The 19,350-nt window shown below is 69.4% G+C and carries 20 protein-coding genes; 12 read left to right on the top strand and 8 right to left on the bottom strand.

Annotated features, from left to right (window positions below; all coding sequences use genetic code 11):
- Positions 1–63: 63 nt before the first annotated feature.
- Together ACQ66R_RS04005 and ACQ66R_RS04000 are read left to right on the top strand one after the other, a co-directional pair.
- Positions 64–240 (top strand): hypothetical protein, encoded by a 177-nt coding sequence (locus tag ACQ66R_RS04005; protein WP_430419441.1) that lies wholly within the window; start codon positions 64–66, stop codon positions 238–240.
- Positions 241–265: 25 nt separating this feature from the next.
- Positions 266–970: a phosphatase PAP2 family protein gene (locus tag ACQ66R_RS04000; RefSeq protein WP_430419439.1), complete on the top strand. Its 705-nt coding sequence runs from the start codon at positions 266–268 to the stop codon at positions 968–970.
- On the opposite strand, the gene ACQ66R_RS03995 is transcribed toward ACQ66R_RS04000, so the two are convergent.
- Positions 967–1,560: an amidase family protein gene (locus ACQ66R_RS03995; protein WP_430426202.1), complete on the bottom strand. Its 594-nt coding sequence runs from the start codon at positions 1,558–1,560 to the stop codon at positions 967–969. The genes ACQ66R_RS04000 and ACQ66R_RS03995 overlap by 4 nt on opposite strands.
- Complete coding sequence (locus ACQ66R_RS03990) at positions 1,536–2,246, bottom strand: amidase (protein ID WP_430419437.1); 711 nt, start codon at positions 2,244–2,246, stop codon at positions 1,536–1,538. Before ACQ66R_RS03990 ends, ACQ66R_RS03995 begins: the two co-directional genes overlap by 25 nt.
- Before the next feature lie 129 nt (positions 2,247–2,375).
- Here ACQ66R_RS03990 and ACQ66R_RS03985 point away from each other — a divergent pair, with 129 nt between their 5' ends.
- From ACQ66R_RS03985 to ACQ66R_RS03975, 3 genes are read left to right on the top strand one after another with little or no spacing between them, the layout of a single operon-like run.
- A complete protein-coding gene (locus ACQ66R_RS03985; protein ID WP_430419435.1) occupies positions 2,376–3,776 on the top strand; it encodes an AMP-binding protein in 1,401 nt (466 codons plus the stop codon).
- Between the two features lie 43 nt (positions 3,777–3,819).
- Entirely contained in the window at positions 3,820–4,590 is a 771-nt protein-coding gene (locus ACQ66R_RS03980) for an SDR family NAD(P)-dependent oxidoreductase (protein WP_430419433.1), read from the top strand.
- 49 nt (positions 4,591–4,639) lie between these two features.
- Complete coding sequence (locus tag ACQ66R_RS03975) at positions 4,640–5,380, top strand: enoyl-CoA hydratase/isomerase family protein (RefSeq protein WP_430419431.1); 741 nt, start codon at positions 4,640–4,642, stop codon at positions 5,378–5,380.
- Here the strand turns inward: ACQ66R_RS03975 and ACQ66R_RS03970 are convergent.
- On the bottom strand, positions 5,377–5,784 hold the full coding sequence (locus tag ACQ66R_RS03970; protein WP_430419429.1) for a hypothetical protein: 408 nt from the start codon (positions 5,782–5,784) through the stop codon (positions 5,377–5,379). The two genes, ACQ66R_RS03975 and ACQ66R_RS03970, sit on opposite strands and share 4 nt — an antisense overlap.
- A gap of 153 nt (positions 5,785–5,937) precedes the next feature.
- Here ACQ66R_RS03970 and ACQ66R_RS03965 point away from each other — a divergent pair, with 153 nt between their 5' ends.
- From ACQ66R_RS03965 to ACQ66R_RS03950, 4 genes are all read left to right on the top strand, one after another.
- A complete protein-coding gene (locus ACQ66R_RS03965; protein WP_430419427.1) occupies positions 5,938–6,756 on the top strand; it encodes an acyl-CoA thioesterase in 819 nt (272 codons plus the stop codon).
- 92 nt (positions 6,757–6,848) lie between these two features.
- On the top strand, positions 6,849–8,972 hold the full coding sequence (locus ACQ66R_RS03960) for a M13 family metallopeptidase (protein WP_430419425.1): 2,124 nt from the start codon (positions 6,849–6,851) through the stop codon (positions 8,970–8,972).
- A gap of 4 nt (positions 8,973–8,976) precedes the next feature.
- The gene (locus tag ACQ66R_RS03955) at positions 8,977–9,783 is read left to right on the top strand and encodes a TrmH family RNA methyltransferase (RefSeq protein WP_430419424.1); all 807 of its coding nucleotides are present in this window, start codon (positions 8,977–8,979) and stop codon (positions 9,781–9,783) included.
- Positions 9,784–9,855: 72 nt separating this feature from the next.
- Entirely contained in the window at positions 9,856–12,264 is a 2,409-nt protein-coding gene (locus tag ACQ66R_RS03950) for an ATP-binding protein (RefSeq protein WP_430419423.1), read from the top strand.
- Between the two features lie 205 nt (positions 12,265–12,469).
- Here the strand turns inward: ACQ66R_RS03950 and ACQ66R_RS03945 are convergent, their stop codons facing one another.
- Positions 12,470–13,270, bottom strand: a complete 801-nt coding sequence (locus ACQ66R_RS03945; RefSeq protein ID WP_430419421.1) for a DODA-type extradiol aromatic ring-opening family dioxygenase — start codon at positions 13,268–13,270, stop codon at positions 12,470–12,472.
- A gap of 76 nt (positions 13,271–13,346) precedes the next feature.
- Positions 13,347–13,922, bottom strand: a complete 576-nt coding sequence (locus ACQ66R_RS03940; protein ID WP_430419419.1) for an NADPH-dependent FMN reductase — start codon at positions 13,920–13,922, stop codon at positions 13,347–13,349.
- A 130-nt stretch (positions 13,923–14,052) separates the two neighbouring features.
- On the opposite strand from ACQ66R_RS03940, the gene ACQ66R_RS03935 reads away from it, so the two are divergent.
- On the top strand, positions 14,053–14,988 hold the full coding sequence (locus ACQ66R_RS03935; RefSeq protein ID WP_430419417.1) for a LysR family transcriptional regulator: 936 nt from the start codon (positions 14,053–14,055) through the stop codon (positions 14,986–14,988).
- A 2-nt stretch (positions 14,989–14,990) separates the two neighbouring features.
- Here the strand turns inward: ACQ66R_RS03935 and ACQ66R_RS03930 are convergent, their stop codons facing one another.
- The 3 genes from ACQ66R_RS03930 to ACQ66R_RS03920 all read right to left on the bottom strand — a co-directional run bounded on the left by ACQ66R_RS03930 (position 14,991) and on the right by ACQ66R_RS03920 (position 17,077).
- A complete protein-coding gene (locus ACQ66R_RS03930) occupies positions 14,991–15,824 on the bottom strand; it encodes a DUF6644 family protein (protein ID WP_430419415.1) in 834 nt (277 codons plus the stop codon).
- The gene (locus tag ACQ66R_RS03925; protein ID WP_430419413.1) at positions 15,821–16,435 is read right to left on the bottom strand and encodes a DUF6644 family protein; all 615 of its coding nucleotides are present in this window, start codon (positions 16,433–16,435) and stop codon (positions 15,821–15,823) included. The genes ACQ66R_RS03930 and ACQ66R_RS03925 overlap by 4 nt, the downstream gene beginning before the upstream one ends.
- Before the next feature lie 120 nt (positions 16,436–16,555).
- Entirely contained in the window at positions 16,556–17,077 is a 522-nt protein-coding gene (locus ACQ66R_RS03920; protein ID WP_430419411.1) for a CinA family protein, read from the bottom strand.
- A 72-nt stretch (positions 17,078–17,149) separates the two neighbouring features.
- On the opposite strand from ACQ66R_RS03920, the gene ACQ66R_RS03915 reads away from it, so the two are divergent.
- Both ACQ66R_RS03915 and ACQ66R_RS03910 read left to right on the top strand, forming a co-directional pair.
- Entirely contained in the window at positions 17,150–18,172 is a 1,023-nt protein-coding gene (locus tag ACQ66R_RS03915) for an NAD(P)/FAD-dependent oxidoreductase (RefSeq protein ID WP_430419410.1), read from the top strand.
- Complete coding sequence (locus ACQ66R_RS03910) at positions 18,169–19,338, top strand: acyl-CoA dehydrogenase family protein (RefSeq protein WP_430419408.1); 1,170 nt, start codon at positions 18,169–18,171, stop codon at positions 19,336–19,338. The genes ACQ66R_RS03915 and ACQ66R_RS03910 overlap by 4 nt, the downstream gene beginning before the upstream one ends.
- The last annotated feature ends 12 nt before the right edge of the window (positions 19,339–19,350 follow it).

Here is a 19,350-nt window from a genome sequence, read left to right as displayed (position 1 = left end):
TGTGCAGTGCGAAACCGTTTGGTTTCCTGCGAGTTCATCCCGCCGGGCCATCGGAGGACGGGCATGCTTGAGAGTCAGTCGTTCGCGTATTCGCTCAGCCATGACGACGATGTCTGGCGATGGAGCGTCTATGACGAAGAGGGCGTGACGGTCGCCAGGGGCGTGCATCCGACCCAGTCGGCGGCACAGGCGGCGGTGGAACAGCTGCTGAGCGGCGCAGGCGACGGACTGGCGGCCTGATCGCGACACCCGCTAGTCTCTGCGGATGACGAACCTCCTCCCGCGCCTCTGGTCGTTTCTGAAGCGGTTCGAAGCGCGCGTCCTGATCGGGCTGTTCCTGGTGGCCGCGACCCTGCTGGCCTTCCTCGGCCTCGCCGACGAGATGGTCGAGGGCGAAACCCAAGTCATCGATCGCCAGTTGATGCTGGCCCTGCGGACGCCGGGCGATCTGAACAATCCCATCGGGTCGCACGGCGTCGAGGAAGCTGTGCGCGACATCACCGCCCTGGGCGGGACCACCTTGGTCGTCGTGGTGACCGTGGTCGCGGTCCTGGCTTTCCTGTTTCACAAAAAGCGGATCCACGCGCTGGTGATGGCCGGCGCGGTCATGGCGGCGTCGTTGTCGAGCAACCTAACCAAGGACCTGTTCAGTCGCCCGCGGCCCGATCTCGTCCCGCACGAGGTGTTCGTCTACTCGGGCAGCTTCCCGAGCGGGCACTCCACCATGTCGACGGCGGCGTTCCTGACCCTCGCCATGCTGATCGCCAGCCTGGAGATGAAGCAGCGCAGCAAGGCCCTGGCGCTGACGCTGGCGGCCCTGGTCGTCGTCGGCGTCGGCTTCAGCCGGGTCTACCTGGGCGTCCATTGGCCCAGCGACGTGCTGGCCGGCTGGTGCCTGGGCGCCGGCTGGGCGCTGGTCGGATGGCTGGTGCTGCGGCTCCTGGGTGGACAGACCCGAGGCGCGGGCTAAGCCTCGAAGCCGCTCAGGTCGGGCGATCTTCCATTCCAGCCGGATACGCGCTCGAAGGCGACGCCTAGCGCCACCACCGAGGACTCGTCCTGTGGCCGTCCCAGAATCTGCAGGCCGACCGGCAGACCCTCGTCGGTCAGGCCGCAGGGCACGCTGATCCCCGGCAGGTCCAGGTAATTGGCCGCCCGCGTCAGGCGGCTGAGCGGCGAGGTGGTTTCGTCGATCGTGTCCAGCGGCGGAGCCGGGATCGGGCAGGTGGGCGAGAGCAGGCCGTCGTACTGGGAAAGCCAGGCGTGGAACTCGGACTGTCCGGCGGCGCGCTCGGCATGGGCTTGCGCCAGTCGGGCGTCGGAGACGTCGCGGCCGGCCTCGAAGCGCCGGACGATCCAGGGGTCCATGACCTCGGCGTGCGCCAGGATGCGGTCCTTCCAGATCCGCCAACCTTCGCCGCCCATCAGCAGGCCGTTGGGGGTGAAAGACGTCTCCAGCGCCTGTGGCGGCTGGACCATCTCGATGGCGACGTCGGCCCCGCGGAGCCGTTCGAGCGCCTCGAGGTAGAGACGCGCTACCTCGGGATGGAGTTCGCCCAGGCCCTCGCCCGGGATGGCGGCCAGGCGCCGGCCGCGGACGTCTGCAGTGAGCCATGTTCGGCGTCGAAGGGGTGCCGCACGGCGGCGTCGCCGTCCGGGCCCGAGATCACCGCGAGCGCGCGGGCGGCCGTGGTCACGTCGCGGGCCAGGGTTCCGACGGTGTCCAGCGACGGGCTGAGCGGGTGAACGCCCTTGAGGCTGACCAGCCCGCGGCCGGGCTTAAGCCCCACCACGCCGCAGGTGGCGGCCGGGATGCGTACGGAGCCCCCCGTGTCGCTGCCCAGGGCCACATCGCAGAGGCCGGCGGCCACGGCGACCGCAGAGCCGGACGACGAGCCGCCCGGCGCGCGATGGACTTTGGCGTCCCAGGGGTTCCATGGCGCACCGACGGCGCGGTTCGTGCCCCAGCCGCCGTAGGCCAGCTCGACGGTGTGGGTCTTGCCAACGGCGGAGTAGCCGCCCTGCAGCAGACGCTCGACGACGATCGCGTGATGGGCAGGCTTGGGGTCTAGCGGGACCTGGGCGCCGCCGCCGGTCGGCACGCCGGCCACATCGAACAGGTCCTTGATGGCGACCGTGGGCCCGTCGTCGTCCTCGCCGAACAGCGGCGGGTCGAACACCTGCACGAAGGCCTTCAGGCGGCCGTCGTAGCGGCGGATGCGGGCGAGGGCTTCAGCGGGGCGCATGCCCCTCCCTTAAAGGGGAGGGACCGCTCGCGAAAGCGAGCAGGGCGGGGACGTGCATTGGACGGAAGGCGACCCCCCTCGCTGCCCCAGCCGCTTTCGCGTCCCGCGCCTCGCCATTAAGGGAGGGATATGAACCTCTACGACCTTCTCGCCGGCCGCTTTCCGGCCGACCGTTCCAAGCCCTGCTTCCTGCTCAGCGATGGGCGGGCGATCAGCTACGGCGAGCTGGAATCGGGCGCGGCGCATGTGGCGGGGCGGCTGGCGGCCGAGGGTGTGGCCCCCGGCGACCGTGTGGCGCTGCAGGCCGAGAAGAGCCCGGAGTCCATCATGGTCTACCTGGGCGTCCTGAAGGCCGGGGCGGTCTACCTGCCGCTGAACAGCGCCTATACCGTCGCCGAGGTCGACTACTTCCTGGGCGACGCCGAGCCGAAGGTCTTCATCACCGATCCTCCGGCCTGGGTGGCCGAGGCGCGAGCGCTGGCCGCCATGACGGCGAGCGTTCCGCGCGAGGATGGCGACCTGGCCTCGCTGATCTACACATCGGGCACCACCGGGCGCTCGAAGGGGGCGATGCTGAGCCACGGGGCGCTGGCGGCCAATGCGTTCGCGCTGCACGAGGCCTGGGGCTTCACGCCCGACGACGTGCTGCTGCACGCCCTGCCGATCTTCCACGTCCACGGGCTGTTCGTGGCGCTGCACTGCGCCCTGTTGAGCGGCTGTCCCATGGTCTGGCTGCCCAAGTTCGCCGACGCCGAGGTGCTGGCGGGTCTGGACCGGGCCACCGTGATGATGGGCGTGCCCACCTTTTACACCCGCCTGCTGGACAACCCCGGCTTCACACGCGCCAAGGCCGAGGGCGTGCGCCTGTTCGTCTGCGGGTCGGCGCCGCTCCTGCCCTCCACCTTCGCCGAGTTCGAGGCGCGGACGGGAAAGCGCATTCTCGAGCGGTACGGGATGAGCGAGGCGGTGATCATCACCACCAACCCGCTGGACGGCGACCGCATTGCGGGCTCGGTGGGCTATCCGCTGCCGGGCGTCGAACTTCGGATCGGCGGCGGCGAGGAGACGGGCGTCATCCAGATCCGTGGGCCCAGCGTGTTCTCGGCCTACTGGCGGATGCCGGAGAAGACGGCCGAGGAATTCACGGCCGACGGCTTCTTCATCACCGGCGACGTGGGCCGCCAGGACGCCGATGGCCGCGTCTGGATCTCGGGCCGGGCCAAGGACCTGATCATCTCGGGCGGCTACAATGTCTATCCCAAGGAAGTGGAACTGGTGCTGGACGAACTGCCGGGCGTCACCGAGAGCGCGGTCATCGGCGTGCCGCACAAGGACTTCGGCGAGGGTGTCGTGGCGGTGGTGATGGGGAACGGCGACGAGGCCGCCATGATCGCCGAGGCGCGGCGGCAGCTGGCGGCCTACAAGGCGCCCAAGCGGGTCGTGTTCGTGGACGAGCTTCCGCGCAACGCCATGGGCAAGGTGCAGAAGAACCTGCTGCGCCAGACATACCAACACTTGTTCGAAAGCTAGCCGTTCGGGCAAGGTCGCGCCTCGTTGACAATGGGAGTGCGCGATGGACCTTCAGCTCAAAGGCAAGAACGTGGTGATCACGGGCGCGAGCCGCGGGATCGGCTGGTCGATCGCGGAGTGCTTCGCCGACGAGGGCGCGAACGTCGCCATCTGTGCGCGCAACCCGGCTCAGGTCGCCGACGCGGTGCGGCAGCTGGAAGCCAAGGGCGTCAAGGCGTTCGGCCAGGCGGTCGACATCGCCGACGGACCGGCGATCAAGGCGTTCGTCACAGCGGCGGGCGAGGCGTTGGGCGGCATCGATATTCTGGTCTCCAACGCCAGCGCCCTGGTCCAGGGCAATGACGAGGCCAGCTGGAAGGCGATGTTCGACGTCGACATCATGGGCGCAGTGCGCACCTTCGAAGCGGCCAAGCCGTTCCTGGACAAGGCGGCCGAGGCGAACGGCGACGCGGCGTTCCTGATCACCTCGTCGATCTCCGCGGCCGAGGCCGACAATCCCAGCTCCTACGGCGCGATGAAGGCGGCCCAGATCCACTACGCCAAGGGCGTGGCGCGCGAGAACGCGCCGAAGAAGATCCGCTGCAACGTGGTCTCGCCCGGGACCGTGTTCTTCGAGGGCGGCGTCTGGGGGAACGTGAAGGCCGGCATGCCGCAGTTCTTCGACCAGATGATCAAGCGCAACCCGACCGGTCGCATGGCGACGCCGGAAGAGATCGCCGCGGCGACGGTGTTCCTGGCCAGCCCGCGCTCGGCGTTCACGACGGGCATCAACATGGTCGTCGACGGGGCGATCTCGCGGCGGGCCAACTTCTGATGGCGGGAGCGCGCGCGCCGGGAAGGGCCGCGACCGCGTGAGTGGCGCCGTGCACATCGAGACGATCAGTCCGGCGGTGATGCTGCTGACGATCGACAACCCGCCCATGAACCCGCTGGGCGCGGACATGCGCGAGACCTTCATGGCCGCGCTGGACCAGGTGGAGGCCAACGACGCCCTTCGCTGCCTGATCGTCACGGGGAAGGGGCGGGCCTTCTGCTCGGGCGACGACCTAAAGGACGTCAGCGGCAAGGGCGAGGACCTGTCGGGCTTCCCGCGACTGCTGGACCGGCTGGAGCAGAGCCGCGTTCCGGTGGTGGCGGCCGTGAACGGCTGGTGCATTGGCGGCGGCTTCGAGCTGGCGCTGTGCTGCGATATCCGCCTGGCTTCGACCGAGGCGACGTTTGTCTGCGCGGGCGTGAACGTCGGGCTGCTGGCATCGACCTATCGGCTGCCGCGCCTGATCGGGGAGAGCCGGGCCAAGTCGATGCTGCTGACCGGCCTGCCGCACGACGCTGAGACGGCCGAGCGCTACGGCCTGGTGACCAGCCTGCACGCGCCGGACGACCTGCGGGCCGCCGCCATCGCCATCGCCGAACGGATCGCCACCCGCGCGCCGCTGTCGGTGGAGGCCACCAAGCGCACGGCGCACCGCGCGCTGGACCTGTCGCCGGAGGAGTCGGGCAGGATCTGGAACGACGAACTTCGGGTGCTGCGCCAGTCGAACGACCACAAGGCGGCCCTCGCAGCCTTCCGCGAGCGGAAGGACCCGGTGTTTACGCGCAGCTAGGCGCCGCGGATCTCCGAGGCGCGGCGGCCGCCGGGGCGGACGTCGCCCTGGAGGACCTGGCGCAGGCGGGCGATGAAGATCGGAGCCGTGGCCATCAGGACGCCCAGGGCGTCGGCCAGCACGTTGGCGGGCGACAGGAGCTGGCCGGTGAAGCAGGGCGCCAGTTCCGAGAGCAGGACGACCCAGGCCGCCACCAGCGGGATGTCGCCCCGGCGCACGAAGGGCATGAGGCTGTAGGCGGCGCTGGTGCCGACATAGAACAGCAGCACGCGTGGCAGGAACGCCTGCGCGAAGGGTGTCAGCGACAGCCCCAGCACCACCACGCCCAGCAGGAACGCCAGCGGCATGTAGAACGGGCGCTTCAAGGGCCAAAGGGCCGGGATATGGACGGGTTGAACGCTCATATGAGTGATCACTGTAAACCTGAGGGTTCACTTCAGGCTTAACGGGTGTGGTTAGGCAGGGGTTTTCGACTTCTCGCGCACGTTGCAGATCGTCGCAGGACACGTGCGCGCCACGCTTGCATCTGAAGCCCCGTCGCGCTTTTGGAGGGCGCGATGGAAAAGCTCTTCTTCGACCTGACGCCCACCCACAATCCGCACCGCTGGTACATGCCCGTGGAGCCCAGGATCTGCGTCGGCCCGCCCGGCAACGAGTTCATGTTCGGCGGCGTCGGCATGGCCTCTGCGGTGGCGGCCATGGAGCGCACCACAGGCCGACCCCTGATCTGCGCCACGGCCCAGTACCTGGGCTATGCGCGTCCCGGCAGCGTGGTGGACATCGACGTCTGGACGCCGGTCGAGGGCAAGTACAACACCCAGGCCCGCTCGATCAGCCACGTGGACGACAAGGAGATCATCACCGTCAGCGCGGCGCTGGGCTCACGGGAGAGCCCGTTCTCGGAGCAGTGGGTCGAGGCGCCGGATGTGCCTCAGCCCGATGACTGTCCCGGACGCCAGCATTGGCGCGGGTCGGAGGAGGGCGTGCATTCGCGAATGGACGTGCGCTTCGCCAAGGGCCGGTCGGGCTTCGACCGGGACGGGGCGGCCGAGCCGGATGGGCGCACGATCCTGTGGGCCCGGCCCAAGGAAGACCTGGCGATCGACGCGGCGATGCTGGCGGTGATGGCCGACTTCGTGCCTCAGGGCGTGGGCAACGCGCTGGGCAAGAACGCCGGCGGCAACAGCCTGGACAACACGCTGCGCATCCGCCGCATCGTGCCGACCGAGTGGGTGCTGTGCGACATCCGGATTTCGGGCGTCCATGGCGGCTTCGCGCACGGGTCGATGTCGCTGTTCGCCCAGGACGGCGAGCTGATGGCCACGGCCAGCCAGTCGTTGATCGTGCGCGTTCGGGAGACGGCGGAAGACCGCTGATCGCAGTCAAGCTCGCGTTGCGGGACGGCGGGTGTATGAAGCGGGCAGAGTCGTGAGCCCTCGGGGCCGCCTGGGAGTACCCGTTTCCGATGATGCCTCGCCCGTCCCTGTTCGCCGCCGCTGCGGCGGCCGTCCTGGTCTCCGCCTGTGCGACCACCGCGCCGCCGGCTCCACCGCCGCCACTCGCCGAGGCCCCGCCGCCACCGCCGCCCGCGCCACCGAAGCCCAGGGCCCAGGTGGGAGAGTTCGGGTTCGACGTCTCGGGCATGGACGCGTCGGCGGCCGCCGGCGACGACTTCTTCCGATACTCGGTCGGCAAGTGGGTGGATCGCACCGAAATCCCGGCTGACCGCTCGAACATCACCGCCTTCGCGGTGATCGCCGAGAAGGCGGCGGAGCGCACCCGCGCGATCATCGAGGACACGGCCAAGACCGAACAGCCGGCCGGTTCGGAAGCCCGCAAGATCGGCGACTACTTCGCCAGCTTCATGGACGCCGAGCGCATCGAGCAGCTGGGGGCCGCGCCGCTGAAGCCCGAGCTGGACGAGATCGCCGCGATCCGGACGCGCAAGGACCTCGCGCGCGTGCTGGGCGCCAGCATCCGGGCCGACACCGACGCCCTGAACGCCACGAACTTCTATACCGACCGCCCGTTCGGCCTGTGGGTGGCCGAGGACCTCGACGACACCACCATGTACCGCGCCTACCTGATGCAGGGCGGCCTGGGCCTGCCCGACCGGGAGTACTACCTCGGCCAGAGCGCGCGGTTCGTGGAACTGCGGGCAAAGTACGTGGCCCACGTGGCCGCCATGCTGAAGCTGGCCGGCTATCCCGACCCCGAGGGCGCGGCCAAGCGCGTGATGGCTCTGGAGACGGCGATCGCGAAGACGCACGTGTCGGTGGACGAGAGCTCGGACGTGGCGAAGTCCAACACCGTCTGGGCCCGGGCCGATCTGGCGAAGAAGGCGCCCGGCCTGGATTGGGACGCGTTCCTGGGCGCCGCCGGTCTCGCCGGCCAGTCGCGCTTCGGCGCCTGGCAGGCGCCCGCCATTGCCGGCATGTCGAAGCTGGCCGGCGACCAGCCGATACGGGCGTGGCGCGACTACCTGGCGTTCCACGTCGTGGAGCGCGGGGCGCCGTTCCTCTCCAGGGCGTTCGTGGATGAGCACTTCGCGTTCAACGGCACGGCGCTCAGCGGCACGCCGCAGCAGCGGGACCGCTGGAAGCGCGGTGTCGACAACACCTCCGCCGCCATGGGCGAGGCCGTTGGAAAGCTCTACGTCGAGCGCCACTTCTCGCCGGAAGCCAAGGCCCAGGCGCAGGAGATGGCCGCCAACGTCCTGAAGGCCTTCGACCAGCGTATCGACAAGCTGGAGTGGATGACGCCCGAGACCAAGGCGCGCGCCAAGAAGAAGCTGGCCAACTTCCGGGTCTATGTGGGCTATCCCGACACGTGGCGCGACTACTCCGGCCTCGAGATCGTGCGCGGCGACGCCTACGGCAACTGGCGGCGCGGCAGCCTGTTCGAGTACCGCCGCAACGTGAACAAGCTGGGCAAGCCGGTGGACCGCGGCGAGTGGTTCATGTCGCCCCAGACGGTGAACGCGCTGTTCGCCCCCAGCCAGAACTCGATCATCTTCCCGGCCGCGATCCTGGAGCCGACGTTCTTCGATCCCAACGCGGACGCGGCGGTGAACTACGGCGCGATCGGCGGGGTGATCGGCCACGAGGTGAGCCACGGCTTCGACGACCTCGGCGCTCAGTTCGACGAGAACGGCAACCTAAAGAACTGGTGGGCGCCGGCCGACCTGGCCCGCTTCAAGGCCGAGACCAAGAAGCTGGCCGACCAGTACAGCGCCTACGAGGCGCTGCCGGGCCTGAACCTCAACGGGCAGCAGGTGCTGGGCGAGAACATCGCTGACGTCGCGGGCCTGGCCACGGCCTATGACGCCTATCACCTGTCGCTGAAGGGGCAGGCGGCGCCGGTAATCGGCGGCTTCACGGGCGACCAGCGCTTCTACTTCGGCTGGGCCCAGAACTACCGCTCGAAGTTCCGTGAGGCGGCGCTGAGGCGGCAAGTCGTGACCAACGTGCACGCGCCCGGCCCCTGGCGGGCGCTGACCGTGCGCAATCAGGATCCCTGGTACCCGGCGTTCGGGGTCAAGGAAGGCCAGAAGCTGTACCTCGCGCCCGCCGACCGCGTGAAGATCTGGTAGCGCCTTGATCGTCCGCATCGACGATCCGGACGATCCCCGGCTGGCCCCGTACCGCGCCGTCCGCGAACGCGACCTGGTGGGCCGCGAGGGGCTGTTTGTGGCCGAGGGGCGGGTGGTGCTGGAGAAGGCGGTGGTCGCCATGCCGGAGGCCATCCAGTCGGTGCTGCTCGCCGAGCATCGCCTGGACAGCCTGGCCGGGGTTCTGACCGGGCTGTCCGAGGCCACGCCGGTCTATGCGGCCACACAAGCGGCTATGGATGCGGTCGTCGGGTTTCCGATCCACCGGGGCATCCTGGCGATCGGCCGGCGGCTTGAGCGCGACGCGGTGGCGCTGCTGGCGGGCCTGCCGGCGCGGGCGCTTGTGGTGGGGCTGGTCGGCATCGCCAACCACGACAACATGGGCGGTATCTTCCGCAACGCCGCCGCGTTCGGCGCCGACGCGGTGCTGCTCGATGACACCTGCTGCGACCCGCTCTATCGGAAGGCCATCCGAGTCAGCGTCGGCGCCGCTTTGACGACGCCGTTCGCAAGGGTCGGCGACGCCGCGGCGCTGATCGGACGGCTGGCGGACGCCGGCTTCGAGACGGTGGCGCTATCGCCCGCGGGCGACACCGACCTGCGCGACCTGCGGCCGGCGGCGCGGGCGGCGGCGGTGTTCGGCGCCGAAGGGCCCGGCCTTCCGACCGCGGTCCTGGCGCGGTGCAGGACCGTACGCATCCCCATGGCGGGCGGTTTCGACTCGCTGAACGTGGCCACGACGAGCGGCATCGTGCTGCACGCGCTGGCGGCTTCCGCGACGTCAAAGACTTAAAGGCGGACTTAACCGGCGACCGATAACACTCTCCCGCAGGACCGCGCTCGAACGCGGCGGTGTGGAACGACCATGGCGCAGGGGACGGAGAACGGTGCGGGCGCGACGCCGGCCGGCCTGGAGCAGTCCAGGGCCGTATTCGATCGCGCCACACGGCTCGCCAAGAGTCTGTTCGGCGACGTCAACGCCCAGATCACGCTGAAGACCGCCGAGGGCTACTGGCGCAGTCGTTCAGGCGATATCGAGCAGGTCAGCAAGGCCTCCGGCGTGCGCGCCGTGATGGCAACCAGCGAGGTGGTCTGGGTCGAGGACGCGCGGGCGGATGGGCGCTTCCGCGACGAGCCGGAGGTGATCCGCAAGGGGGGCGTTCGCTTCTTCGCCGGCGCGCCGATCCGGCTGGAGGACGGTTCGACGCCGGGCGCACTGTGGGTCGCAGGCGACGATCCGCGCCCCTACGACGGCAGCCTTGCGCGCCGCCTGCAGGATCTCGCGGACTTCGTCGCCGACGAGTGGGTCCGCCTGAAGGCCGCCGATTCCAAGGCGCGATACGAGCGCACCATGTCGGCCATCGTCGACGCCATGCCCGTATCGATGGTCATGATCGATCGGGAGACGCGCGTGCTCTACGCGAGCCGTCCGTGGATCGAATGGCGCGGCCTTGACGGCGTGGAGGTCGTTGGCAGGTCCATCTACGAGCTTCGGCCCGACGTGTTCGAGCCGTGGCGCGAAGCTATCGGCCACTGCCTCGAGGGACACAGCCGAACCGTCGAGCGGTTGAAGTCGCCGCGGGTCGATGGCGGTGACGAATGGATGAGGGTGCTGCTGGCGCCCTGGTACGATGACGAGGGCGCCGTCGGAGGGCTGATCGCGACCTCGTACGAAATCACCGAGATCGTCGAGGCGCTGGAGCGCAAGAAGCGATCCGAAGAGCTGATGCGGATGGCGCTGGAGCTGTCGGACTTGCACGTGTTCGAGCTGGATTACGTGCGCCAGGAGCTGACCAAGGCGGGCGCCGAGGACACCTTCTTCGAGACGCCCAAGACCTATGAGGAGCTGGCGCGGGACATCTGGTCGATCATCGACCCGCGCGACAGGCCGCACCTGATGGCCAGCTGGGATGTCCGGCACGGCGAGGGCGATCTGCGCCAGCCCGAGTACCGGGTCGTCCGCAGCGACGGCAAGGAGGTCTGGGCGACCGGCGCGGCGAAGCTGATCCAGGACGACGACGGTCGCCCGATCCGCCTGGTCGGCGCCATGCGGAACATCACGGCCCGCAAGCAGGCGGAAGCCGCACTGGTGCAGGCGAAGGAGGAGGCCGAGGCGGCCAACCGCGCCAAGAGCGCTTTCCTGGCCACCATGAGCCATGAAATCCGCACGCCCCTGAACGGCGTGCTGGGCATGGCCCAGGCGATGGCTGCAGGCGACGATCTGAGCGCGGTGCAACGCGAGCGCATCGATGTGATCCAGCAGTCGGGCGAGAGCCTGCTGGCCATCCTGAACGACGTGCTGGACCTGTCGAAGATCGAGGCGGGGAAGCTCGAGCTCGAGGACTCGCGCTTTGCGGTGGATGCGCTCGCCAAGACCGTGCAGGCGACGTTCCAGACCATCGCCGACGCCAAGGGCCTGCGCTTCGAGCTCAGCGTCGATCAGACCGCGCAGGGGGTCTACGAGGGCGACCAGGTGCGGGTGCGCCAGATCCTCTGGAACCTGGTGTCCAACGCCCTGAAGTTCACCGAAAAGGGCGGCGTGAAGGTGCGCATCGGACGGGCGAAAGATCGCCTCTCGATCACCGTCTTCGACTCCGGCATCGGCATGACGCCGCGCCAGCTGAGCGGGTTGTTCCGAAAGTTCGAACAGGCCGACGCGTCCACCACCCGCAAGTTCGGCGGCACGGGGCTGGGCCTCGCCATCTGTCGCGAGCTGGCCGAACTGATGGGCGGCGAGATCACGGCCACCAGCGCGCCGGGGATGGGCTCGACCTTCACGGTGTCGCTGCCCCTGAAGAAGGTCGCGCGCGCCGCGCCCAAGCCGAAGGCGCGCAAGCGCAAGGTCCAGACGTCACGCGACGCGCGTCCGCTGCGCGTGCTGGCCGCCGAGGACAACGCGATGAACCAGCTGGTGCTGCGCACCCTGCTGGCTCAGGTGGGCGTCGAGCCCGAGATCGTCGCCGACGGCCGCCAGGCGGTCGAGGCCTGGGAGCGCGAGCGCTGGGATGTGATCCTCATGGACGTGCAGATGCCCGTGATGGACGGCCCGACGGCCACCGCGCGGATCCGCACCCGCGAGCGGGCCGAGGGGCGGCGACGCACCCCGATCATTGCGCTCACCGCCAACGCCATGAGCCACCAGATCGCCGAGTACCTGCAGTCGGGCATGGACGCCTTCGTGGCCAAGCCGATCGAGGCCGGACGGCTGTTCGACGCGCTGCAGGCGGCGGTGGACGGCGATGATGACGCCTCCGAGGCGGCGACGGCCGCCTAGAGCGCATCCCGCCGAGGATGAGGCGCCGCAGGCGATGAGGATGCGCTCCAGCATGATGACGACGAGCCCGTTTCTCCCGGTTGGCTTGATTCAAGCCAACCGGGACGGGCTCTAGGGGCGAGATCCGGAGGCCTTCGAACGGCGGGTGTGTGCGCGCCGTCGTCGGGGGGCTCAGAAGGCCTCCGGTCCCTCTCGCGGAGGGGGCTCAGGTCGCCCGGCCGAACTCCACGGCCGAGACCACCACATCCATGACCGTGTCGCGGAAGGCGACGACGGCCGGTTCGCCCGGGGCGGCGCCAGCGGCCACCATCAGGGGCAAAAGGTGTTCCTCGCGCGGGTGAGCCTCACGCGCGTGAGGCGCCTGCTCCCAGTTCGCCAGCGCGGCGTCACGACCGACGGGATCGCTGATCGCGCCCTCCAGCCAGCGGTCGAAGGCGGCGGAGCGTTCGGTGAACGCGGGCGAGAAGCCGCGCATGTTGTGCCAGCTCATGCCCGAACCCACGATCAGCACGCCTTCGTCACGCAGCGGCCGGAGCGCCCGGCCGGCGGCGAGGTGCGCGGCCGGGTCGAGATCACCTCTCAGCGAGAGCTGAACCACGGGAATATCGGCGTCGGGCGTCACCAGCTTCAGCGGCACGAACACGCCGTGGTCCCAGCCGTGGCCGGCATCCTCGGCGGTGGCGAAGCCCGCGCCGTCGAGGAGCTTGCGGACCCGTCGCGCCAGGCCGGGGGAGCCCGGCGCGTCGAAGGCCAGCCGGTAGGTGTGCTCTGGGAAGCCGCCGTAGTCGTGGTCGAGCGGCGGCCACTGGCCCGTTCCGACCGTGAAGGCCGGGGCCTCCCAGTGGCCCGAGATCACGAGGATCGCGGTCGGGCGTTCCGGGAGGCTGGCGACCAGCCCGCGCAGATAGGCCGCGGTTCGGTCCCAGGTGTCGGCCGGACCCCTTGTCCACTCCATGAAGAAGCAGGGCCCCGCGCCGTGGGGGAGGAAGACGGTGGGCAGGGTCATGGCTTTACCTGGGACCTCCGCATGCGCCCCGCCCGGTGGGGGAGGGTGGCAGGGCGCACGCTGTTCAAAGTGGTTGTCAGGCGGCCTTCGTGGTGTCGGCCGCCGGGGCGATGGTTTCGATCCAGGCCGAGAACTGGGCGCCGTAGGCGCGCAGGAACTCAGCCGTCCCTTCGTTGATCAGTTCGCCATTCTCGTCGAAGAGCGAGAAGCTGTTGCCCAGGTAGGCTTCCTGGCTCAGCAGCGGCACATTCAGGAACACCAGCGACTGGCGCAGATGGTGGTTCGCGCCGAAGCCGCCGATCGCGCCGGGCGATTGGCTGATCACCGCGCCGGGCTTGCCGTTCCAGACGCTCGAGCCGTAGGGGCGCGAGCCCACGTCGATGGCGTTCTTCAGAACGCCGGGCACCGAGCGGTTGTACTCAGGCGTCACGAAGAGCACGGCGTCGGCGGCGGCGATCTCCTTGCGGAAACGCACCCATTGCGCCGGCGGATCGGATTCGAGGTCCTGGTCGAAGTGCGGCAGGTCGCCGATTTCGACGACATTGAACTTCAGGTTGGGCGTGAGCGAGCCGAAGGCCTTGGCGAGCTTGCGGGACACGCTGTCCTTGCGGAGCGAGCCGAGGATGACGGCGACGTTGCGAACTTGGGTCATTGGGGGGCGGTCCTTGCGAGAGGGTGTCGGGTTGCCGATCGCTCGGCGATGACGGGAAGATGGTCGCTTCTCTCGCGGTTGATAATCCGGCCGCTTCGAAGGACAGTGTCGCCGAATAGGAAAGAATGCCATGGACCGTCTGGACGAGATCCGGGCCTTCGCCGCGGTGGCGGAGGCCAAGAGCTTCACCCAGGGCTCGCGCAAGCTGGGCGTCTCGGGCGCGCAGGTGTCGAAGCTGGTGGCGCGGCTGGAGAACCGGTTGGGCGCGCGCCTGTTGAACCGCACCACGCGCGACGTCTCCCTGACCGACACGGGTCAGGCCTATCTGGAGCGCGCGCGCGACCTGATCGAGCAGTTCGACGCCCTGGAGAGCTCTGTGAAGGACCAGGCCGGGCCGTCGGGGAACCTGAAGGTCTCGGCCCCGGTGTCGTTCGGCAAGGGCCAGCTTACGCCCGCGCTCCTGGATTTCGCCTCGCAATGCCTGGCGGTGTCGCTGGACGTGAGCTTCTCGGACCGGATGGTGAACCTCGTGGAAGAGGGGTTCGACGTGGCCGTGCGGATCGGCCACCTGCAGGACTCGTCGCTGGTGGCGCGCAAGCTGGCGGCCGTCCGCATGGTCACCTGCGCCGCGCCGGCCTACCTGGCGGGGGCGGGAACGCCGCTGACCCTGGGCGAACTGGCCGCGCACGAGGCGATCCTGGACACCAATGCCCGCGACGCCACCGTCTGGCGTTTCGGGCGGGGGGCTGAGGCCATGGAGGTGCGGGTCCACGGCCGGCTGCGCTTCAACGGGGCCGAGGCCTGCGTGGAGGCCGCCGTCCGAGGCATGGGCATCCTGCGAACGCCGGCGTTCGCCGCGGCGGACGAGCTGCGCTCAGGCCGGCTGGTTCCGGTACTGTGCAACTATGAGCCAGAGGAAATCTACGTGCACGCGGTCTATCCGCACGCGCGTCATCTCGCGGCCAAGGTGCGGGCCTTCGTCGACTTCCTGGCCCAGCGCTACGCGGGCGAGCCCGCCTGGCACCAGGGCTGGGGCAGCCGCCACCCGGTGGCGGCTGCTGAGTAGGTTCAGGCGAAGGCGATCCAGCGCCCCGCCGCGGCCGTGGTGACCCAGACCAGGATCGAGGCGTAGGCCAGGGCTTTCGTGGCGGGACCCGCCCCCTGCGGGCCACGACCCGAACTGACGATCTGCACGCCCGCCGCCGCCAGGATCAGCGCCAAGTAGACCAGGATCATGATCTTGTTGGCCGGATCTAGGTGGGCATAGTCGTCGGGCTTGTAGATGACGTGGTGCAGCGCTGCCTGGGTGACCATCAGCGCCACGAGGCCCGCCAGGTAGATGATCCGGGTCAGACCGCGGGTCACGAACAGCACCAGCAGCGCGCCGGCGATGATCACGTGCCAAAGGCCGGGGTTCACCAGCTTGGCGACCGCGAACACGCCGATCGACAGACCGAACACCGCCATGCCGAGGGCGGCGGCCAGGGCCGCGCCTCTGCCCAGCCGCCCGTCGGCCTTCGCGGCCGGGAGGCTGACGCCGTATGTGAGGATGATGGCGGCGGCCAGGCCCAGCATCTTCGCCGTGAACGCCTCGGACGTGTAGAGCCGCTCGGGGTTCGACGTGCCGATCAGCAGGCCGGTGGCGAGGATGCCTACGACCCCCAGATTCAGCCAGGGCAGCACGCCGCGGCGCACTTCCGACGGAGGCTCGTCGGTGAGGCCGGCGCCGATCAGGCGCAGGTTGAGCAGCAGGCTGGCCCCGCCCAGCAGGGCGAGCGAGAGCAGGTGCAGCACTTCCCATTGCGCGAAGTAGGGTTTGACCCAAGCGCCCGGGAAGGTGTCGTCCAGTTGGGCGACCCAGCCGGCGATCTGCGGGAAGAAGTCCTGGGGCGCGATGGTCATTGCGACACCTCCGAGAGGTCGATGGCGCCCCGTTCCGAGATGGCGCACTCCTGGGCGACGTTGGCCCAATGGGGGAGCGGCTTGCCGCACTCGTACCAGTCGTAGGCGATGAAGCGGCCGAAGGTGATGACCGTCACCCAGGCCAGGATCGAGACCGTCGCCGACATGCGAACCTTCAGCGGCGGCGTCTCAGCGGTGTCCCACGCATCCCGGTCCTTCTGGACCCGATAGTGGAAGATGAAGATGTTGATGACCGCGATCGCCAGGAAGATCAGCTTCAGGCGGAACCAGAGATTGTGGTAATAAAGCAGAGGCTTGGCGTAGAAGAGTGCGACGCCGGTCACCACCATCAGCACGAAGCCGAAGATGGTCAGCGGCAGCACCCGGTCGCTGATCACCGAGATCGGCGTCTTCTTGAAGCCGACGCCCAGCAGGCGGAAGTCCACCAGGAAGATGGTCCCCGCGAACAGCATCAGGGACAGCACGTGCGTGCCTTCCAGCAGGCCCCAGACGTTGAGCGTGCTGGCGAGCGCCTCGCTCCACGATGGATCGTATTCGCCGGGTCCTTTCCCGACCTTTGTGGCGAGCCACACCAGGACGTCGCGGATCAAAGAACGCCTCCCCCAAACATACCGAGGCTTCTATAGCGTTCGCCGTTCCGGTCCATTGCCGATTGCGTCGCCTTCGAAACACGGTGCCGGAAAGCTAAATGCCTCAGGCGGGCGCGGCAATCACGCGCGTGCTGGACGCTCAAGTCCGTCGCGAAGCAGAGTCAAGGCGACGCGCAGGGCGTTCAAGCGGACGTCGGCCCGGCCGACGTCGCCGAACCGCTCGACGCGATGGCGCGTATCGTCGCCACCTCGCCTGGCGCAGGCGAAGTGAACCAGTCCTGCGGGTCGGCCTGGCGCACCCTCTGTGAAGCCGGTGATCGAGACCGCCATGTCGGCGTGAGAGTGCGTCAGCGCGCCCTCGGCCATGGCCCTCGCACACGCTTCCGAGACGACTCCTGCGTGACGTATCAGATCGCGCGGGATACCCAGGAGCTCGACTTTCGCCTCGTCGGTGTAGGTGACGAACCCGCGTTCGAACGCGTGCGATTTCCCGGGAATGTCGGTGAGCAGCGAGGCTAGGAGGCCGCCTGTACAGCTCTCGGCCGCCGCCAGCCGTACGTCGTTGTCGCACGCGAGCGTCAGGACCGCATCGCATAGGCGGTCGATATCGTCGGGCAACGGCGGGGCGAGGGCTTCGGCCATGGTTCGGGAACCCAGGCGCGCACCCGTGGTTCCGACCCTTGATTTTCGGTAGCCCAACGGGTGGTTAGGCGCATGAGCGCAAGCCCACGAGTCACCGTCGCCGGCGCAGGCGTCCTGGGACTGACGACCGCCCTGGCGCTGGCGGACGCGGGTTGCGCCGTCACGGTGGCCGATCCGGGCGGGCCGAACGCCTCGAGCGTTGCGGCCGGCATGATCGCGCCGGTGTTCGAGGCGGTGCTCGACGCGACGGCGCGACCCCACGTGGACCTGCTGCTGGCGGCCCGCGACCTGTGGCCAGGACTGGCGGTGCGCGCGGGGATCGCGCTGGACCGGTCGGGCGCGCTGGCGATTGGCCGCGACCTCTGGCTGGACGACCTGGCGGCCGCCTTCGCCCGCCTCGGCGAGCGGCCCACCGAGATCGGCGGCGCGACGGCGCGGGCGCTTGCTCCCGGTCTGGCGCCGCCCTCCGATCGGGCCTTGCTGTCCCGCGAGGACTGGCGGGTCGATGTGCCCTCGGCCTTGGCGGCGCTGGTGGCGGCCGCCGAGGAGGCTGGAGTGGCGTTCGTTTCCGAGCCTGTCCAAGCCCGCGGCGGCGCCGACGTGCTGGTCGTCGCGACGGGGGCGGCCGGCGGGCTGGCTGACGTCGCGCCCGAACTGGCGGCGCTATCGCCGATCAAGGGGCACATCGTGCGGGTGTCCGGCGCCTCGAGTGGCGCCGTCGTGCGCGCCGAGGGTGTCTACGCGTCGCCCGGCGGAGGCATGATCTTCGGCGCCACCATGGAGCCCGGACAGGCGGACGCATCCATCGATGAAGCCAAGGGCCGGCCCCTGCTGGCGGCGGGCCTCAAGCTGTTCCCCGGCCTCGCCGGCGCGCCGGTGCAGATTTCGGCGGGGGTTCGCGCGGCGACGCCGGACGGCTTGCCGATGGCGGGGCGAGGCGGCGAGACGGGCGTGATGCTGGCCGTCGGCGCGCGGCGCAATGGATGGCTGCTGGCGCCCCTGGTGGCCCAGGTGGTGGCCGCTTGCGTGACGGGGCGTGATCCCGGCCCCCTGGCGGCGCGGCTGGATCCAAGTCGGTTTGGGAGACGGGCATGAGCGGCTTCTGGCTGTCGGACGATCAGCAGGCGATCCGCGATGCGGTCCTGCGCCTGTGCGAACGTTTCGATGCGGACTACTGGCGGCACACCGACGAAAGCGGCGAGTTCCCCGAGGCCTTCGTGGCCGCGATGGCCGAGGCCGGTTGGCTGGGCGTGGCCATGCCGACGGAACTGGGCGGGTCGGGCCTGGGACTGACCGAAGCCGCCATCGTCATGCAGGCGGTCGCCGAGAGCGGGGCGGGCTTCTCGGGCGCCAGCGCCATGCACCTGAACATCTTCGGACTGATGCCGGTGGTGAAGTTCGGGACCGACGCGCAACGCCAGCGGGCCATCCCGCGGATCATCGCCGGCCAGGACAAGACCTGCTTCGCCGTCACCGAGCCCGACGCCGGCCTGGACACCACCAGCCTGACCACCCGGGCCGACCGCACAAACGACGGCTATGTCATCCGCGGACGGAAGATGTGGACGACCAACGCCCAGCGCGCGACCAAGATGCTGATCATCGCGCGCACCACGCCGAAGGATCAGGTGAAGCGGCCGACCGAGGGCCTGAGCCTCTTCTACACAGACTTCGATCGCAGCCGGATCACGGCCACACCGATCCCCAAGATGGGACGGAAGGCCGTTGAATCGAATGCCGTTTTTATCGACGACCTGCACGTGCCGGCCGAGGATCTGGTCGGCGAGGAGGGGCGGGGCTTCTACTACCTGCTGGAGGGGTTGAACCCCGAGCGGGTGCTGATCGGCGCCGAGGCCGTGGGCCTGGGGCGCGCGGCGCTGAAGCGGGCGGCGACCTATGCCAAGGAGCGGGTCGTGTTCGGCCGGCCGATCGGCCAGAACCAAGGAGTGGCCCATCCGCTGGCCAAGGCCTGGGCCGAACTGGAGGCGGCGAACCTGATGGCCTTCAAGGCCGCCGCCCTACACGACGTCGGGCGCGACTGCGGGGCCGAGGCCAACGCGGCCAAGTTCCTGGGCGGCGAAGCGGGCTTCAACGCGTGCGAGGCGGCGGTGCTGGCGCACGGCGGCATGGGCTACGCCAAGGAGTTCCACGTCGAGCGCTACTTCCGCGAGGCGATGATCGCCCGCATCGCGCCCGTGAGCCGCGAGATGATCCTGAACTACATCGCCGAAAAGGTGCTGGGCCTGCCCAAGAGCTACTGACAGGCCCAGCGA

This window comes from Phenylobacterium sp. (genome assembly GCF_965284355.1).
GTDB lineage: Bacteria > Pseudomonadota > Alphaproteobacteria > Caulobacterales > Caulobacteraceae > Phenylobacterium.
The sequence above is the reverse complement of the archived record's forward strand: the minus strand, read 5'-3'. Positions and strand labels throughout refer to the sequence as shown.

Bases quoted from the DNA above. Each gene is read 5' to 3' on its own strand.
- ACQ66R_RS04005 (WP_430419441.1), top strand. From the start codon at position 64: ATGCTTGAGAGTCAGTCGTTCGCGTATTCGCTCAGCCATGACGACGAT.
- ACQ66R_RS04000 (WP_430419439.1), top strand. From the start codon at position 266: ATGACGAACCTCCTCCCGCGCCTCTGGTCGTTTCTGAAGCGGTTCGAA.
- ACQ66R_RS03990 (WP_430419437.1), bottom strand. From the start codon at position 2,246: ATGCGCCCCGCTGAAGCCCTCGCCCGCATCCGCCGCTACGACGGCCGC.
- ACQ66R_RS03985 (WP_430419435.1), top strand. From the start codon at position 2,376: ATGAACCTCTACGACCTTCTCGCCGGCCGCTTTCCGGCCGACCGTTCC.
- ACQ66R_RS03980 (WP_430419433.1), top strand. From the start codon at position 3,820: ATGGACCTTCAGCTCAAAGGCAAGAACGTGGTGATCACGGGCGCGAGC.
- ACQ66R_RS03970 (WP_430419429.1), bottom strand. From the start codon at position 5,784: ATGAGCGTTCAACCCGTCCATATCCCGGCCCTTTGGCCCTTGAAGCGC.
- ACQ66R_RS03965 (WP_430419427.1), top strand. From the start codon at position 5,938: ATGGAAAAGCTCTTCTTCGACCTGACGCCCACCCACAATCCGCACCGC.
- ACQ66R_RS03960 (WP_430419425.1), top strand. From the start codon at position 6,849: ATGCCTCGCCCGTCCCTGTTCGCCGCCGCTGCGGCGGCCGTCCTGGTC.
- ACQ66R_RS03950 (WP_430419423.1), top strand. From the start codon at position 9,856: ATGGCGCAGGGGACGGAGAACGGTGCGGGCGCGACGCCGGCCGGCCTG.
- ACQ66R_RS03945 (WP_430419421.1), bottom strand. From the start codon at position 13,270: ATGACCCTGCCCACCGTCTTCCTCCCCCACGGCGCGGGGCCCTGCTTC.
- ACQ66R_RS03940 (WP_430419419.1), bottom strand. From the start codon at position 13,922: ATGACCCAAGTTCGCAACGTCGCCGTCATCCTCGGCTCGCTCCGCAAG.
- ACQ66R_RS03935 (WP_430419417.1), top strand. From the start codon at position 14,053: ATGGACCGTCTGGACGAGATCCGGGCCTTCGCCGCGGTGGCGGAGGCC.
- ACQ66R_RS03930 (WP_430419415.1), bottom strand. From the start codon at position 15,824: ATGACCATCGCGCCCCAGGACTTCTTCCCGCAGATCGCCGGCTGGGTC.
- ACQ66R_RS03920 (WP_430419411.1), bottom strand. From the start codon at position 17,077: ATGGCCGAAGCCCTCGCCCCGCCGTTGCCCGACGATATCGACCGCCTA.
- ACQ66R_RS03915 (WP_430419410.1), top strand. From the start codon at position 17,150: ATGAGCGCAAGCCCACGAGTCACCGTCGCCGGCGCAGGCGTCCTGGGA.
- ACQ66R_RS03910 (WP_430419408.1), top strand. From the start codon at position 18,169: ATGAGCGGCTTCTGGCTGTCGGACGATCAGCAGGCGATCCGCGATGCG.